This window comes from Streptomyces mexicanus, from assembly GCF_902506575.1.
Taxonomy (GTDB): domain Bacteria; phylum Actinomycetota; class Actinomycetes; order Streptomycetales; family Streptomycetaceae; genus Streptomyces; species Streptomyces mexicanus.
Window position 1 is genome coordinate 3,871,014 of the sequence record NZ_LR732544.1, and the last position, 15,047, is coordinate 3,886,060.

Below are 15,047 nucleotides of genomic sequence, written 5' to 3' on the forward strand. Positions count from 1 at the left end.
CGTCGGGAGTTTTCGACGCGTCAGGTGTTTCCGACGTATGGTGGTGGGATGCCACCCGACGTGTTCGGTGTGCTGGCCACCCCGGTGCGCCGCAAGCTGCTCGAAACGCTGCGTGAGGGCCCGCGCTCCGCGAGTGAGCTGGCCGGCCTGTTCGAGCTGGGCAGGCCCGCGGTGTCGGAGCACTTGGCGGTGCTGCGTACTGCCGGACTGGTGCGTGAGGAACCCCGCGGCCGGTATCGCTTCTACCACCTTCAAGCGGCCCGCCTGGCCGAGGTGGGTGCGTGGCTGCATCCGTTCGAGCGCTACTGGAATCAGCGCCTGGACGCGCCGGCCGGTCTCCTGGACGAGGAAGAGAAGCCGTGACCGAGAACAACACGATCACCTGCGAGAAGTTCCTGCCCCACGCGCCGGCGGCGGTCTGGAAAGCCCTGACCGATCCGGATCTGCATGCCCGCTGGTGGGCGGCGGGGGACATCAGGCCGGTGGTCGGACACCGTTTCACCCTCGACATGGGATCCTTCGGCCGGCAGCCCTGTGAAGTGACGGAGGTGGACGACGAGCACCTGCTGTCCTTCCGCTTCGCCGAGGGCTCGCTCGACACCACGATCACGTGGACGCTCCGACCGGAGGACAAGGGCACCCGCCTCGTTCTCGTCCACAGCGGCTTCGACCTCGACTCACCGATGGGCCGCCAGGCATACGAGGGCATGGGCAAGGGGTGGCCTCATGTCCTGGGCAACCTCGACACCCTTCTCGGCGCAGGCGCCTGACCCGGCCGGTCCGATGACGGCCCGGCCGGCCGCCTTCTCGGTCCGGTACTCCGTTCGACCGGAAGATCGCCCGTGACCTGCGCTGATCTCTGCCGTTGAGACGGGTGGGTTCCGCATGTCCATCGGAACACCTGTCTGCGCAAGGAGCATCCGACGTCATGACCGTCCGCCGTACCCTTCAGCGCGTCGCCGTCGCCGCGGCCCTGCTGTCCGCGTCCCTGCTGACCGCGCCGTCCTCCGTGCAGGCGGCGGACCTGCCCGCTGCCTGCCAGTCGGCCCTCACCGACGCCCAGACCAAGTTCCCGGTCAAGTACTTCACGGTCCCCGATGAGGTCAAGAGCGCGCTGTTGACCGAGCTGGGCGGGCTGAGCGAGGCCGACCAGCAGCAGTTCACCCAGTCGGCGTGCACGGCGTGGAACACCTGGGCGACCTCGCACGGGGCCGCCGTGGCCACCTACCTGGACAACGCCTACCAGCAGGCCACCGGTCCGGTGTGCGGCAAGTTCGCCACCGCGGCCATCGGCGCCCTGAAGAAGTACGCGCCCACCATCCCGGCCGAGACCCGGTCCGCGGAGACGGTGGCCAAGAAGGTCTGGCGCAACGCCCTGCAGAAGCTCTCCGTTCAGGCGCCCGACGCCGCCTGCCGGCAGGCGTACAACGGCGTGAAGGCCAGCTGGTAGCGAACCGGCACCCCCGGGATGCGGCCGCCCGCGTCCCCGTTCCCTGTCCGTGGCCGTGCCCCGGCACGGCCGTGATCCGCCCGGTGCGGCCGGGACCCACCCGCCGCCCCGGGCGGATCAGCTCTGCGAGGCCCCTTGTGTCTGCTTTCTCTCCCGCCTGCGCCGGCATCCTGACGTCACTCGAACCGGTCGTGGCCCGTCTGCTGGACCGGCATCTCTCGTCCGCCCGGCCCTGGTTCCCGCACACCTACACCCCGTGGAGCGAGGCGAGCGACTACGACGGTCCGCTCGACGGCGAACCGTGGCGGGCCGGCCAGTCCGCGATGTCCGCGGCCGTCCAGGACTCCTTCACCGTCAGCCTGCTGACGGAGGACAACCTGCCGAGCTACCACTTCGAGATCGCCACCCTCTTCGGCCGGGACGGTGCCTGGGGCACCTGGGTGCACCGCTGGACCGCGGAGGAGGACCGGCACTCCCACGCGCTGCGCAGCTATCTGCACGCCCGCCGGGCCTTGGACCCGGTGCTGCTGGAGGAGCAGCGCATGGAGCACCTCTCGCACGGCTACGACAGCGGCAACCGCAGCGTCCTGCACGGCCTGGCCTACGTCATGGTCCAGGAGATGGCCACCCGGGAAGCCCACCGCAACACCGGCAAGGCGTGCGGGGACCCGCTCGGCGAGCAGCTGACCGCCAGGATCGCGGCCGACGAGAACCTGCACATGCTCTTCTACCGCGACCTGTACCGGGCGGCCCTCGACCTGGCCCCGGACGCCGCGGTCACCGCGCTGGCCGACGTCGTCTGCGATTTCCGGATGCCGGGTGCCGCCCTGCCCGGTTTCCAGGAACGCTCCCTGCGCATCGCCGCGGCCGGCATCTACAACCTGGAGATCCACCGTGAGCACGTGCTGCTGCCGCTGCTGCGCACCCTCGACGTGTGGAAGCGCACCGATCTCACCGCCGTGGGCGAGCAGGCCCGGGAACGGCTCGGGCTCCACCTGGAGCAGTTGACGCAGAACGCCGCCCGTTTCCGTTCCCTCTTCGCGCGGATGAACCTGGACGGCTCCGCCTCCGGGTGAGCGTCGGGGCCGTCCCGGTCCGTCCCACGCTCCCGCTGCCGCGTGGGCGTGCGGCGGGACGCCCCTAGCGAGGGCGGGGCGGGCCGAGCGCGCCCCGCAGGTCGCACGTCAGGCCGCGTGCGATGTCCCGCCACTGGCCGTCGACGTAGAAGTGGCGGCCCGGATAGATGCGGTGACGCACCCGGTCCGTGCTCAGGTCGCTCCAGGCGCCGAGGAACCGCGGCGCGACCACTGAGTCCTCCCGGCCGCCGAACACGCTGATCGGGCAGTCGAGCGGGGAGTCGTCCTGGTGGCGGTAGCGCAGGTACATGGCCAGCTCGCGCTTGACGATCGCGGTGCCGCTCGCCACATGCAGGGAACGCCGGGCGGCCAGTTCGCCCAGCAGCGGCGTCAAGCGGTGCATCGGCTGCGCCCACAGCGCCGCGACCATCCGGTGCCAGTGGTGCGGGGGAGCGGTCGCGGAGACAGCGAGCAGCACCGGCTGCGGACGTGCGCGGCGTCTGAGCTGCCGCGCCGCCTCGAAGGCGAGCAACCCGCCGGCGCAGTGGCCGAAAAGGGCGTAGGGGCGACCCGCGCCGTCCTGGTCGATGACCTCGGCCAACAGCCGGGCCAGTTCGGGCACGGCGCGCACGGCGGGTTCTCTGAACCGCCGCCCGCTGCCGGGCAGTTCGAGCGGGCAGGGCTCGACCCAGCCGGGAAGTTCGCGCACCAGCGGCTGGAAGAAGTCCGCGGGCCCGCCCAGGAAGGGAAGGCAGTACAGGCGTACCGCGGCGTCCGGGCGTCGCACGGCGCCCGCGGTCCACAGCGAGCCGACGACGCCGGCCGTGGTTCCGTTCTCAGGGGTCACCTCTCGGTCCTTCCGTCGGCGGGGGCCGGCCTCGGCCGGCGGCGGCCGGGGCAGCGGCATGGACCACCCGGTGTCCGCGTCCGCCGGTGGACGCGGACACCGGGCGGGTGCTCACGGCCGCGCCGTCCCGGCGGTGGCCGGCCGGGTGCCGGTCTGCTGGGCCGGCAGCGTGGCCTCGGCGGCGCGGAGACCCTGCTGCTTGAGGACCAGGTCCGCCAGCGCGGTCAGCGTCGGGTTGGCGACCGCTTCGATGGTCGGGATGGCGCAGTCGAAGTGGCGTTGCACCAGGACCGCGAGTTCGGCGGCCATCAGCGAGTCCATGCCCAGTTCGCCCAGCGGTCGTTCCATCGGCACACGTTCGGGCACGGTCTGCAGGACGGTGGCGGCCAGCTCGGCCAGTGCCCGCAGCGCCAGGTCGCGGGCCTGAGCCGGTGGCAGGACGGCCAGTTGCCGGCGCAGATCGTCGGTGGTGTGCCCGGCCACGTCCGCGGCCGGTGCGAGGACCAGCCGCAGCCGCGGGGCGTCGGCGGTGGGACAGAACGAGCGCAGCGCCTCCCACGTCATCCTGCCGACGGTGGCGACCTCGGCACCCTCGGCGAGGAGCCGCTCCAGGCACGTGTGCGCTTCGCCCGGTGCGAGCAGGCCCATGCCCTTGTTCTCCAGCATCCTGTCCAGCCCCAGCCGTGCCACGTAGCCGACCTCGTCGATGCCGCCCCCCTGCCCCGCCAGCGCGGTCTCGCCCCGCCTGCGGCGGGCGCGGACCAGGGACTCCAGGGCGACGTTGCCGCCCGCCTAGGGCGCCTGGTGCGGGTTGCCGATGAGCGCGGCGGCGGAGGAGTACACGACGAACAGGGCCAGGTCCTGTCCGCGGGTCAGTGCGTCCAGCACCATCGCCCCGCCGATCTTCGGGGCGAGGACCGCGGCGACACGCCTGTCGTCGAGGTCGTGCAGCGGGGCGTCGTCCAGGTGCATGGCGGCGTGCACGACGCCGCGCACGGGATGCCCCTGCCGCTCCGCCTGAGTGAAGACGGCGCGCATGGCCTCCAGGTCCGCGGCGTCGGCGGCGTACGCGGTCGCCTCGACACCGCGTGCGCGCAACTCCTCCAGCAGCCGCGGAGCACCGGGGGTGTCCGCGCCCCGGCGGCCCACCAGGGCGAGGTGGCGTGCGCCGCGCTCGGCCAGCCAGTGCGCGGTGGCCGCGCCGAAGCCGCTGAGTCCGCCGGTGATCAGATAGGTGGCCGCCGGGTCGAGCGGCACCGGGGGAAGGTGCGGGGTGAGCGGCGGCGGCTCGTCGAAGGTGAGGACGAGCTTGCCGACGTGGTGGGAGTGCTGCAGCAGCCGGAACACCTCCGGTGCCTGCTCTGCCGTTCGTGCCCAGTGCGGCACCGGCCGGATGTCGCCGGCGGCGATCGCCGCGGCGAGCCGGTCGCAGTGGGGTGCCGCGGCGTCCGGGTTGTCCAGCAGCGTCCGGTCGAGGTCCACGGCGGAGAAGGTCAGCGCCCGCAGGAACGGCCCGAGCAGCAGGCGCTCGTTGGCGAAGAAGTCGCGTTTGCCGAGTTCGACGAAGTGGCCGCCGGTCCTGAGCAGTTCCAGGCTGCGGCTGACGGCCTGGCCGCTGAGGGAGTTGAGGACGACGTCGACACCGCGCCCTTCGGTGGCGTCGAGGACCTCCTCGACGAAGTCGAGGGTGCGCGAGTCGGCGACGTGTTCCACGCCGAGCAGACGCAGCAGGTTCCTCTTGTGCGGTGTTCCGGCGGTGGCGATGACCCGTGCGCCGACGTGCTGGGCGTACTGCACGGCGGCCAGGCCCACGCCGCCCGCGGCCGCGTGCACCAGGACGGTCTGGCCCGGGGCCAGGCGGGCGAGATGCCCGAGGCCGTAGTGCGCGGTGAGGAAGGCGAGCGGGATCGTCGCCGCCGCGGCGAGGTCCATGCCGTCGGGTACGGGACTGACGGCTCGGGCGTCGACGGTGAGGTGTGAGGCGAGCGCACCCCGGGCGACGGCGCACACCCGGTCGCCGGGGGCGACGGCGGACACTCCTGCGCCGACGGCGGTGACGATCCCGGCGCACTCGTATCCGAGCGGGTGTTCCCGGGTGCCGTCCGTGCAGGGCTGCGGCGGCAGGACGGCCTGGGCCTGCAGGACGTCCCGGTAGTTCAGTCCGGCGGCGCGGACCTCGATGGACACCTGCCCCGGGCCGGGCGGGGCGGGGGATACCGGGCGCCACACCAGCTCGTAGGCGGAGCCGGGGCGCCGGACCCGCAGCGCGTAGGCGCCCGGCGGCTCCGGCGTGGCCGCCTGCGGCACGGCCGGGCGGTCGGTGACGCGGGGCACGAACCGGCCGTGGCGCGTGGTGACGACCTCGTCCTCGTCGTCGGGGTCCAGCAGCTCCTCCGCGATCCGGCGTACGGCGTGAGGTGTGGGGTCGCCGTAGTCGGCCGCCAGCCGCCGGACGGTGATCCCGGCGTGCTCGTTGGCGAGGGAGCGGGCCATGCCCCAGGCGGCGGCAGCCGGCACGGTCGCGGGCTCGGGTGCGGGGACGCCGCCGTCGGTGGGGGCGATCAGCCACAGGGAGCGGGGAATGCCGGAGGGCAGGCGTGTCAGCGCGCTCGCCAGGGTCCGCAGGGCCGCGGCGTACCGGACCGAGCGTGCGGTGGCCTCGGACGGGGTGAGGGCGCCGGCGCCGGGGTCGGTGTCGGTGACCAGGACGGCGGTGACGGAGGCGGGGGAGCCGACGGCCGTGAGCGGCACGGTCCAGGCGCCCGTGTCCGGGCCGAGGGTGTGCACGGTGCCGCCGACCGTGGCCAGCGCCGCGGAAAGGGCCGACGGCAGCTCACCGTCCGGCTCGCCTGCGACCAGCCACACGGATCCCGAGGGCGCCTGCGGCAGCGGTGGCACGGCGGCGGTGTGGGCGCGGGGAGCACGTCGTGCGCAGAACACCGAGGCCACCTCGGCCAGGTCGCCGTCCGCCCGGGTGTCCTGTACGTCGCCGAAGCCGGTCTCCCGCAGCAGCCGGCGCCAGTCCGGCAGCGGCAGCAGCGGTGTGTCGGGGCGTTCGGCCAGGTCGGTGCGGCTCCAGAAGCTCTTCAGGACGCCGAACACCAGGGCGCAGGCCGCCGTGTCGTGCATCTCCTGCACCAGCAGGTGTCCACCGTCGGCGAGCAGGAAGGACAGGCGGCCCAGCGAGGCGCGGACGTCCGCGGTGGCGTGCAGGACGTTCGAGGCGAGGACGAGGTCGAAGGACCCTTCGTGGTAGCCCTGTTCCCGCGGGTCGCGGTCGAGGTCCAGTGGCCGGTACTCGACGAAGTCCCAGGCGGCGAGTTTCGTGCGGGCGCGGGCGAAGAAGGACTCCGACACATCGGTGAAGACGTACTGGGTGTGCTGACGCGGCAGGTGGGGCAGGACGGCCCGGGTGGTCGCGCCGGTTCCGGCGCCGACCTCCAGGATCCTCAGCGGGCGGTCGGCGGCCCAGGCCTCGGTCAGGGCACACACGCGGGACCGCATGGCCCGGTGGGCGATCCGGGACTGGAGCGAGGAGACGTACAGTTCCTCGGTCAGGTACCGGCCCGACTCCGAGAACAGCAGCTCCATCGGGTCGCATCGCCCGGTCAGGATCTCCGGCAGCCGCTGCCCGCACATGCCGTATGCGGTCAGCTCCGGGCCGTGCAGCAGGGGCCCGGCCGCCAGCGAGCGCGCCACGTGGGCGGGCCGGGCCGGGGACAGGGGCCGGCAGGCTCCCCCGGCGCGGAAGGACTCCGCGCCGGCCACCAGGCCGCGGGCCTCGGCCTCCTCCAGCAGCACGCCGAGCAGCTCCTCGTACTCCGGCAGGACACCGGCGGCGCACAGGTCGGCCCAGGTGAACGGCGCACCCCCCGGCAGGATCTGCTCCACGGCACGGACGGCGAAGTGCGCGGTCAGGGACTTCAGCGCGTCGATGAGGTCCACGCCCTGGCGCGTCTCCGCCTCGGACAGGACCGTGCCCGGCCGTGGCGCCGGCGTCGCCTCGGCCTCGCGGGGGCGGGGCAGCGGGGCCGTGCGCAGCCTCGCCGACCGCACCCGGCACCCCCGCGCCGACCGCCCCCGCGCCGGGCACCCCGGCCGCCGGCACCCCGCTCCCGCCCGAGCAGACGCCCGGCCAGGCACCGGGACACCCGGCGGCGCGGCCCGTCGGCCGGGCGCAGCGCCTGGCGCAGCCGCTGCCCGCGGAAACCGCCGCGCCGGTCGACCCCAACTCCACGCAAGGCCGGGCGATCAGTGTGCGCACCCTCGGCCAGGGCGTGCCGTTCAGCCGCCAGGCCGCCCAGGTGCAGCAGCACTCGGCCACGCCGCCCCCGCACACGCCCGGCGGCTCCGGCCGCCGCCGCAAGCTGGGCACGCCGCCCGATCCGGCCGCGCGTACGGAGCAGCGGCCCGAGCAGGGCGCCCGCCCGCACCCGCCGGCCGAACAGCCCCTCGGACAGCCCCTCGGACAGCCGTCGCCGGGCGGCGCCTCCGGGGTCCCGGCGGGCCCGGCGCAGCCGCCGGCCGGGCAGTCGCGGCTCGCGCAGGCCACGGAGGGCGCCGGTCGGTCGTACGCCATAGGGGCCCCGGACGAGAACGCCGCCGAGGGACCCGAACCGCTGGACGGTCCGGGCGGGGCGGTGGAGGTCGCGGACCCGCCGCGGCCGCAGCCGATGGACGACGAACTGCCGCCGGAGCCGCTGGACAACCCGCGTCGGCTGCTGGTCTGGCCGGCCCCCGACGCCACCACCCAGCAGGCGCTCAGCGACCGCGGCTACCGTCCGGTGATCGTGCACTCGCGCGAGGAGGTCGACGCGCAGATCGCGGCGTTCCCCGCCGCGCTGTTCGTCGACCCGCTGACCGGACCGATCACGCGCACCGCGCTGCAGTCGCTGCGCCAGGCCGCGGTCGCCGCTCAGGTGCCGGTGCTGGTCACGGCCGGGCTCGGGCAGGCCAGCCGTGAGGCGGCCTACGGCGCCGATCCGGCGGTGCTGCTCAAGGCGCTCGCACCGCGTGACAGCGAGCAGCATCCGCCGCGCGTGCTGCTCATCGAGGAGCACGTGGAAATCGCGCTGGCGCTGACCGCGGCGCTGGAGCGGCGCGGGATGCAGGTGGCACAGGCCGCGAGCGACGGCGACGCGGTGGCGCTGGCGGGTCAGTTCCGGCCGAACCTGGTCGTGATGGACCTGATGCAGATGCACCGCCGCCGGGCCGGGATCGTGGACTGGCTGCGCGCGAACGGGCAGCTCAACCGCACCCCGCTGGTCGTCTACACGGCCGCCGTCGACCAGGCGGACCTGCCGCGGCTGGCCTCCGGCGAGACGGTGCTGTTCCTGGCGGAGCGGTCCACCAGCACGGAGGTCCAGACCCGGATCGTCGACCTGCTGGCCCGCATCGGCACCAACTAGCCACCGGCGTCACCAGGAAAGGGCCCGCCACCCGCGTACGGGGGCGGGCCGTACGACCCGCGAACGGGACGGGCCCTACGGCTCACAGCCGCGTGACGTCCAGCTCCCCGGCGGCGTACTGCCGGCGCAGCACCTTCTTGTCGAACTTGCCCACGGACGTCTTCGGCACCGCGCCGAGGACCGTCCAGCGCTCCGGCAGCTGCCACCTGGCGATCTTGGCCTCCTCGGCGAGGAAGGCGCGCAGGGCGGCGAAGTCCGCACTGGCGCCCTCCTTGAGGACGACCGTGGCCAGCGGGCGCTCGCCCCACTTGTCGTCGGGGACGGCGACGACGGCGGCCTCGGCGACGTCCGGGTGGGACATCAGGGCGTTCTCCAGATCGACCGAGGAGATCCACTCGCCGCCGGACTTGATGACGTCCTTGGCGCGGTCGGTGAGGGTGAGGTAGCCGTCGGGCGAGATGGTGCCGACGTCGCCGGTCTTCAGCCAGCCGTCCGCGCTGAACTTGTCGGCGGGCCGCAGCGGTTCGGCGTCCGGGCCGTTGTAGTAAGCGCCGGCGATCCACGGGCCGCGCACCTCCAGCTCGCCCGCGGACTCGCCGTCCCAGGGCAGGCGTTCGCCGCCGGGGCCGGTCAGCCTGGCCTCCACACCGGCCGGGAAGCGGCCCTGGGTGAGCCGGTAACCGAGTTCCTCGTCCGTGCCGACCGCGTGCGCCGGGGGCCGGGCCACCGTGCCCAGCGGCGAGGTCTCCGTCATGCCCCAGGCGTGGCAGACCCGCATGCCGTACCGGTCGAACGCCTCCATCAGGGAGCGCGGGCAGGCCGAGCCGCCGATGGTGACCTGGGTCAGGGAGGAGACGTCCCGGGGGCGCGCGGTGAGTTCGGCGAGCAGGCCCTGCCAGATGGTGGGCACGGCGGCGGCGTGGGTCGGCCGCTCCCGCTCGATCATCTCGGCGAGCGGGGCGGGCTGCAGGAAGCGGTCCGGCATGAGCATGTTGATGCCGGTCATGAAGGTGGCGTGCGGCAGGCCCCAGGCGTTGACGTGGAACTGCGGGACCACGACCAGCGAGGTGTCCTGGTCGGTCAGGCCCATGGACTGGGCCATGTTGACCTGCATGGAGTGCAGATAGATGGAACGGTGGCTGTAGACCACGCCCTTGGGGTCGCCGGTGGTGCCGGAGGTGTAGCACATGGCGGCGGCCTGGCGTTCGTCGAGCTCCGGCCAGTCGTAGGTGGTCGGCCGGTCCGCGATCAGCTCCTCGTAGTCGTGCACGCGCGCGTGGGAGCCGTCGAGCGGGGAGCGGTCGCCGGGGCCCGAGACGACGACGTGCTCGACGGTCGTCAGCCGCGGCAGCAGCGGGGCGAGCAGGGGGATGAGCGAGCCGTTGACGATGATGACGCGGTCGGCCGCGTGCTGGACGATCCAGGTCAGCTGCTCGGCGGGCAGGCGCAGGTTCAGCGTGTGCAGCACCGCGCCCATGGCGGGGATGGCGAAGTACGCCTCGACGTGCTCGGCGTTGTTCCACATGAGGGTGGCCACACGGTCGTCGCCGCGCACGCCCAGTTCGTCGCGCAGGGCGTGCGCCAGTTGCACCGCGCGGGCACCCGCCTCGGCGAAGCTGCGCCGCTGCGGCTCGCCCTCGCCGGTCCAGGTCGTGATCCGGGACCGTGCGTGCACGCGCATTCCGTGTTCGAGAAGGCGGGTGACGGTCAGCGGTACGTCCTGCATGGTGCTCAGCACGGTGGTCCTCCCGGGGCGGCGTTGCCTGCGCGGTGGTAGCGAGTTGCGCTGATTCTGCGCGCATACCACTCGGTATGTCACTAGCCCGAGCTGATCGATCAGGCACTTCGCGCCGCGCGCCCCCACACCCACGCGCTTCCGGCCCACTCTCAACCCGCCCTCGGCCCGCGCCCAGCCCGCTGTCGGCCCACCTTCGACCCGCGCCCAGCACACTGCCGGTTCGCCCCCGTCAGCGCATGCAGCCCGGCCGGGGTCCGACCGCGCACCCAGTGGGCAGGCTCCCGTCAGCGAACACCGCCCGGCGGGCTCCGGTCAGCGCATGCAGCCCGGCCGGCGTCCGACAGCACAGGCAGCCGGCAGGCTCCCGCCCGCGCACACACGTCGGCCCGCCCCGGTCACGGCGCAGAAGCCTAATCCATGGCCCCCACCGCCCGGCAGGCCACGACCCTGGCCCTGGCCCACGCCCTGGCCGCCGCCGAACGCGGGCTGGCCGTCATCCCCCTGTCCCGGACGAAGCTCCCGGCCCTGCGCTCCCCGCACCGCCACGCCCCCGACGCGACCGGGCCGCCCTGCCACGGCGAGTGCGGCCGCTTCGGCCACGGCGTGTACGACGCCTCCACCGACCCCGCCCGGATCCGGGACCTGTTCGCCGCCGCGCCCTGGGCCACCGGCTACGGCATCGCCTGCGGGCTGCCCCCGCACCATCTGATCGGCATCGATCTGGACACCAAGACGGGCACCGACTCCTCGGCGGCTCTGCGCGCACTGGCCCGGCGCCACCGGTTCACCCTCCCCGCCACCGTGGTCGTCCTGACCCCCAGCGGCGGGCGCCACCTGTGGCTGAGCGGACCGGCGGACGTCGTCGTCCCCAACTCGGCCGGTCGCCTGGCCCCCGGCATCGACATCCGCGGCGCCGGCGGCTACCTCGTCGGACCCGGCTCGCGCACCGCGCACGGCGTCTACACGGCCGCCCCCGGCACCGCCCACCGGGTACCCGCGCCCTGCCCGCCGGCCCTGCTGCGGCTGCTGCCCCCGCCACCGCGCCCGTCCCACGCCCCGGCCGCGCCACCACCGGACCGACACGGGCAGGCCCTGGTCCACTTCGTCCTCGCCGCACACCGGGGACGGCGCAACAGCCGCCTGTTCTGGGCCGCCTGCCGCGCCTACGAGAACGGCATCGGCCCCGCCCTGGCCGCCTCCCTCGTCGAGGCAGCCGTGACCACCGGCCTGCCCGAGCACGAAGCCCGCGCGACCGTCGCCTCCGCGGCCCGCCGGACAGCCGGCCGTTCATGACCGGTCGGGGAGGGCCTGACGCGCCGTCCGGGCAACGGCCCCCGGCTACCGGGCGACCGGCTTCTTGCCGCGGTCGGTCTCGTCCTGCACGAGCAGGGAGAGCAACGACGCCACGGACAGGCCCGCTTCGGCCGGGTGGCGCAGCACCTTGTCCGGCTCGATGCGGTACGTGTTCGTGCGCCCGTCGCGGGTGTGGGAGAGATAGCCGTCCTGCTCCAGATCCGAGATGATCCGCTGGACGGCCCGCTCGGTGAGCCGGCAGTGGGCGGCGATGTCACGGATCCGGATGCTCGGATTGTCTGCGATGGCCGCCAGTACGCGCGCGTGGTTGGTGATGAACGTCCATCCGGTGTGGGATTCGGGCACTCCGACCATGCGCTGCATTTTAGTGGCCGCGTTTACCTGAACCCAGATACATGACATAGTTTTCGCGTAATTGCTGACGTGTGCGGGGGACCTCACAGGAGGAGCCGGCGGGTGTCGTGGGACGAGACTGTCGTGCCGAGGCAGATGATCAACGACGGCGTGGGCGACCAGCGGTCGCCCGATCAGGCCGGTAAGGAGACTCCGGCCGGAGCAGGAGTCATCCAGTACGCATGGTGCGGCGCCTGGGTCGTCGTCGCGCACGGCTCCTACGACGTGCACTCGATCAAGCCGCTGGCCGCGGCACTGCAGGCCGCCGCCGGGAAGCACGCGAAGGTCGTCCTGGACACCTCCGGCGTCACTTTCGCGGACTCGTCGTTCCTGAACCTGCTGATCCACACGCACCAGACGGCCCCCCTGCGCGTGGTCGCACCCGCCCCCCAGCTCCAGCGCCTCCTCGAACTCACCGGCGCCGACACCGTCCTGGAAGTACGCGACACCCTGAGAGAGGCGGCCGCCTCCTAGGACCACAGGAACGCCACCTGCCCCAGGTGCACACGCATGCCCGTCGGACGCACGTCGTACCCGACGGATCTCCCCGACAGCAAGCGCTTCGGCAGCGGCCGTCCCGGCGAAGGGGAAGCGCACGCGAGGCTGATCAACGTCGCCCCCCCGATCCCCGTCAAGAGGCAGGCACACGGTGCACAAGGCCGGAGGGCGTCGTGGCTGGGGCGGTCACGGGCGCAGACCGTGGTCAGTCGGCCCCCGGATCAGTACCCTCAAGGGCTCGGTCCAGGGGCTCAGGGGGGACACATGGTGGGTGTGCTGTTCTGGCTTATCGGCAGCTGCTTCCTTTTGCTCGGATTGTCCTGCCTCTTCGTAGCCCTTCTGGTGTGGCTCAGCCGGAGAGAGGGCGTCGAGAGGGCGACGTTTCCGAAGTTCCTGCTGTGGGCAGGCGCGGGGATCGGCTCCGAGGCGCTCATGCTGGTCTTCTACACGCTCAATCCATGAACGCAGGACCCATGGCACGCTGGAACGAGATTCGAGGCCGTCTCCGAGCCCTCCGGGGGCGGACGACCAGGGTCGCCGACAGGTCTGCCGAACGCGCGGGGACAACGGGGAACACCGGGCAGTCACGGTAGCCGCGCGCGAGAACGGCCCTCGACCGTACACCCAGGTCGGGGGCCGTTCTCACTGCTCACAGCGCGGAGGCGGTGGGATTTGAACCCACGGTGACATCGCTGCCACGACGGTTTTCAAGACCGTTCCCTTAGGCCGCTCGGGCACACCTCCCCGCGCCGCCCGTGATCGGCGGCGCGGGGACAAGACTATCGGGTCGCCCCGCGCGCGTGCCGGTCAGTTGCTGTCGCCGACGCGGGAGCCGAGGGTGACCTCGGTGGTGTGCTCCGTGCCGTCGCGCTTGTAAGTGATCTTGACCTTGTCGCCGGGCTTGTGGGTCCAGATCTCCCCGATGAGGGTCGGGCCGGAGTCGATCACCGTGTCGTCGAGCCTGGTGATGACGTCGCCGGGCTTGAGGCCGGCCTTGGCGGCGGGGCCGCCTGGCTCGACCGCCTCCGCGCCGCCGACGCCCTGGTCGGTGATCTGGGCGCCGTTGGTGGTCTCCTCCAGGGAGACCGACGCGCCGATCTTGGCGTAGACCGGCTTGCCCGTCTTGATCAGCTGCTGGGCGACGTACTTGGCCTGGTTGATCGGGATGGCGAAGCCCAGGCCGATCGAGCCGGACTGGCCGGAGCTGCCCAGGCCGCCGCCGCTGGAGGACTGGATGGCGGAGTTGATGCCGATCACCGCGCCGCGCGCGTCCAGGAGCGGGCCGCCGGAGTTGCCCGGGTTGATCGAGGCGTCGGTCTGCAGGGCGTTCATGTAGGACGCCTTGCTGTCGCCGCTGCCGTCGCTGGAGGCGACCGGGCGGTTCTTGGCGCTGATGATGCCCGTCGTCACCGTGTTCGACAGGCCGAAGGGCGCGCCGATGGCGATCGTCTCGTCGCCGACGGCCACCTTGTCGGAGTCGCCGAGGGGGAGCGGCTTGAGCTGGGAGGCGGGCGCGTTCTTGAGTTTGATGACCGCGACGTCGTAGCCCTGTGCGTGGCCGACGACCTCGGCGGCGTACTTCTTGCCGTTGGGGAACGTGGCCGTCAGCCGGCCGCCGTCCACGGCGTCGGCCACCACATGGTTGTTGGTGATGATGTGGCCCTGGGTGTCGAAGACGAACCCGGTGCCGGTGCCGCCCTGGCCGTCGCTGCCCTCGGCCTCGATGGTCACCGTGCTCGGCAGCGCCCTGGCGGCCACACCCGCGATCGAGTTCGGGTCGCGCTTGACCTGCGAGGCACCGTTGTCGGAGGCGGAGACCGTGGTGGAGGTGGTGTCGTCGTTCTTGGCCAGCGTGTAGCCGATGCCGCCGCCCAGGCCGCCCGCGACCAGCGCGGCCACGATCACCGCGGCGACCAGTCCGCCGCGTCGGCCACCGGGGCGCTTGGGGGCGGGCTGCTGGTAGCCGGCGCCCCAGCCGCCACCGGCGCCGCCGTAGGGGGGCATGGCCGGGGGCGGAGGAGGCGGCCAGGAGCCGTCCACGGGCGAGCCGCCGCTGCCCTGGGGTGCCGCTCCCGGCATGCCCGGGCCCTGCGGTCCGGGGGCGGAGGAGGCGTAGGGCTGCGCGGCACCGGCGCCGCCGGGCGCGCCCGAGGAGGCCGCCGCGGGGCCGCCGGCCGCGTCACCGGACTGCGGGCCGGCCGGGGCGGGGCCCCGCCGCGGGGCCGCCGGCGCGGGCGGGGGCGCGCTGGCCCTTTTTCACACCCGGCGCCGCCGGCGGCTCCCCCCGCCGCGCTCCCCACGGGCCCCGCACCGCCCGATCGCC

General features: G+C 73.6%; 14 protein-coding genes and 1 tRNA gene. 8 read left to right on the plus strand and 7 right to left on the minus strand.

From position 1 onward, the window contains the following. The first annotated feature begins 48 nt into the window (after positions 1-48). The 4 genes from GV126_RS17305 to GV126_RS17320 all read left to right on the plus strand — a co-directional run bounded on the left by GV126_RS17305 (position 49) and on the right by GV126_RS17320 (position 2,526). Positions 49-363: an ArsR/SmtB family transcription factor gene (locus GV126_RS17305; RefSeq protein ID WP_159667549.1), complete on the plus strand. Its 315-nt coding sequence runs from the start codon at positions 49-51 to the stop codon at positions 361-363. Beyond that, complete coding sequence (locus GV126_RS17310; RefSeq protein ID WP_159667552.1) at positions 360-770, plus strand: SRPBCC family protein; 411 nt, start codon at positions 360-362, stop codon at positions 768-770. Before GV126_RS17305 ends, GV126_RS17310 begins: the two co-directional genes overlap by 4 nt. 158 nt (positions 771-928) lie before the next feature. Then, complete coding sequence (locus tag GV126_RS17315) at positions 929-1,450, plus strand: hypothetical protein (protein ID WP_159667554.1); 522 nt, start codon at positions 929-931, stop codon at positions 1,448-1,450. A 137-nt stretch (positions 1,451-1,587) separates the two neighbouring features. Further along, on the plus strand, positions 1,588-2,526 hold the full coding sequence (locus GV126_RS17320; RefSeq protein WP_236570035.1) for an acyl-ACP desaturase: 939 nt from the start codon (positions 1,588-1,590) through the stop codon (positions 2,524-2,526). A 64-nt stretch (positions 2,527-2,590) separates the two neighbouring features. Here GV126_RS17320 and GV126_RS17325 read toward each other — a convergent pair whose 3' ends face one another. The 3 genes from GV126_RS17325 to GV126_RS17335 form a co-directional block, all read right to left on the minus strand. Next, entirely contained in the window at positions 2,591-3,373 is a 783-nt protein-coding gene (locus tag GV126_RS17325) for a thioesterase II family protein (protein WP_159667557.1), read from the minus strand. A gap of 111 nt (positions 3,374-3,484) precedes the next feature. Beyond that, complete coding sequence (locus GV126_RS17330) at positions 3,485-4,063, minus strand: acyl carrier protein (protein WP_159667559.1); 579 nt, start codon at positions 4,061-4,063, stop codon at positions 3,485-3,487. 102 nt (positions 4,064-4,165) lie between these two features. Beyond that, positions 4,166-7,429: an SDR family NAD(P)-dependent oxidoreductase gene (locus tag GV126_RS17335; RefSeq protein WP_159667562.1), complete on the minus strand. Its 3,264-nt coding sequence runs from the start codon at positions 7,427-7,429 to the stop codon at positions 4,166-4,168. A gap of 200 nt (positions 7,430-7,629) precedes the next feature. On the opposite strand from GV126_RS17335, the gene GV126_RS37190 reads away from it, so the two are divergent. After that, positions 7,630-8,781: a response regulator gene (locus GV126_RS37190; protein ID WP_438947850.1), complete on the plus strand. Its 1,152-nt coding sequence runs from the start codon at positions 7,630-7,632 to the stop codon at positions 8,779-8,781. Between the two features lie 82 nt (positions 8,782-8,863). Here GV126_RS37190 and GV126_RS17345 read toward each other — a convergent pair whose 3' ends face one another. Further along, positions 8,864-10,519, minus strand: coding sequence for a long-chain fatty acid--CoA ligase (locus tag GV126_RS17345; protein WP_185947321.1), 1,656 nt, complete (start codon positions 10,517-10,519; stop codon positions 8,864-8,866). A gap of 417 nt (positions 10,520-10,936) precedes the next feature. Here GV126_RS17345 and GV126_RS17350 point away from each other — a divergent pair, with 417 nt between their 5' ends. Continuing rightward, entirely contained in the window at positions 10,937-11,812 is an 876-nt protein-coding gene (locus GV126_RS17350; RefSeq protein WP_159667565.1) for a bifunctional DNA primase/polymerase, read from the plus strand. A gap of 45 nt (positions 11,813-11,857) precedes the next feature. Here the strand turns inward: GV126_RS17350 and GV126_RS17355 are convergent, their stop codons facing one another. Beyond that, the gene (locus GV126_RS17355) at positions 11,858-12,187 is read right to left on the minus strand and encodes a helix-turn-helix transcriptional regulator (RefSeq protein ID WP_028421331.1); all 330 of its coding nucleotides are present in this window, start codon (positions 12,185-12,187) and stop codon (positions 11,858-11,860) included. Between the two features lie 102 nt (positions 12,188-12,289). Between GV126_RS17355 and GV126_RS17360 the strand changes: the two genes are divergently transcribed. Together GV126_RS17360 and GV126_RS17365 are read left to right on the plus strand one after the other, a co-directional pair. Further along, positions 12,290-12,700 (plus strand): STAS domain-containing protein, encoded by a 411-nt coding sequence (locus tag GV126_RS17360; RefSeq protein ID WP_236570036.1) that lies wholly within the window; start codon positions 12,290-12,292, stop codon positions 12,698-12,700. A gap of 288 nt (positions 12,701-12,988) precedes the next feature. Then, the gene (locus GV126_RS17365) at positions 12,989-13,186 is read left to right on the plus strand and encodes a hypothetical protein (protein ID WP_159667568.1); all 198 of its coding nucleotides are present in this window, start codon (positions 12,989-12,991) and stop codon (positions 13,184-13,186) included. A gap of 195 nt (positions 13,187-13,381) precedes the next feature. Here GV126_RS17365 and GV126_RS17370 read toward each other — a convergent pair. After that, positions 13,382-13,468 (minus strand) — tRNA-Ser (locus GV126_RS17370). 63 nt (positions 13,469-13,531) lie between these two features. Further along, a complete protein-coding gene (locus tag GV126_RS17375; protein WP_159667572.1) occupies positions 13,532-14,803 on the minus strand; it encodes a S1C family serine protease in 1,272 nt (423 codons plus the stop codon). Positions 14,804-15,047 lie beyond the last annotated feature (244 nt).

Bases quoted from the DNA above. Each gene is read 5' to 3' on its own strand.
- GV126_RS17305 (WP_159667549.1), top strand. From the start codon at position 49: ATGCCACCCGACGTGTTCGGTGTGCTGGCCACCCCGGTGCGCCGCAAG.
- GV126_RS17315 (WP_159667554.1), top strand. From the start codon at position 929: ATGACCGTCCGCCGTACCCTTCAGCGCGTCGCCGTCGCCGCGGCCCTG.
- GV126_RS17350 (WP_159667565.1), top strand. From the start codon at position 10,937: ATGGCCCCCACCGCCCGGCAGGCCACGACCCTGGCCCTGGCCCACGCC.
- GV126_RS17355 (WP_028421331.1), bottom strand. From the start codon at position 12,187: ATGGTCGGAGTGCCCGAATCCCACACCGGATGGACGTTCATCACCAAC.
- GV126_RS17365 (WP_159667568.1), top strand. From the start codon at position 12,989: ATGGTGGGTGTGCTGTTCTGGCTTATCGGCAGCTGCTTCCTTTTGCTC.
- GV126_RS17375 (WP_159667572.1), bottom strand. From the start codon at position 14,803: ATGCCGGGAGCGGCACCCCAGGGCAGCGGCGGCTCGCCCGTGGACGGC.